The sequence below is a fragment of the Bradyrhizobium algeriense genome (assembly GCF_003062295.1).
Taxonomy (GTDB): domain Bacteria; phylum Pseudomonadota; class Alphaproteobacteria; order Rhizobiales; family Xanthobacteraceae; genus Bradyrhizobium; species Bradyrhizobium algeriense.
Genome location: NZ_PYCN01000203.1, coordinates 1 through 591, shown reverse-complemented (window position 1 = coordinate 591; position 591 = coordinate 1). Strand labels below are relative to the sequence as shown.

Here is a 591-nt window from a genome sequence, read left to right as displayed (position 1 = left end):
AGCCTCGTGCGCTGGACGTACCGGCTGACCCTGCCGCCGGAACAATCGACCGAAGAGAGACTGACGCGGATCGACACGGAGGCGAATCGCGTCCTGCCCGAGGCCGGCTGGAACATCCGCACGCGCCTCAACGCGGATCCGCGCTTTGCCCGCAATATCGAGCGCTTCACCCAGTTCCTCACCCTCGTCGGCTTGACGGCGCTCCTCGTCGGCGGCGTGGGCGTCGCCAATGCGGTGCGCGGCTTCGTCGACCGCAAGCGCGCTTCGATTGCCACCTTGAAGAGCCTCGGCGCTCCCGGCGGGCAGGTGGTGCTGCTCTATCTCACGCAGGTGATGCTGATCGCGCTGGTCGGCATCGGCATCGGCCTGGCCTTCGGGGCTGCGCTTCCCTTCGTGATCACCGGGCTCTTCGGACACCTCCTGCCGATCCCGATCCAGCCGACCCTCGCCTGGAGCGAGCTCGGCATCGCGCTGCTCTACGGCATCCTCACGGCTCTGGTCTTCGCACTGGCCCCCTTGGGACGGGCCCATGACGTGCCGGTCTCCGGTCTCTTCCGCGATCAGATCGACCCGAGATCGGAAGAGCACACG

General features: G+C 67.5%; 1 protein-coding gene. It reads left to right on the top strand.

Annotated features, from left to right (window positions below; all coding sequences use genetic code 11):
• A partial coding sequence (locus tag C7G61_RS43125; RefSeq protein ID WP_244608796.1) for an ABC transporter permease occupies positions 1–591 on the top strand: 591 nt, incomplete at both ends.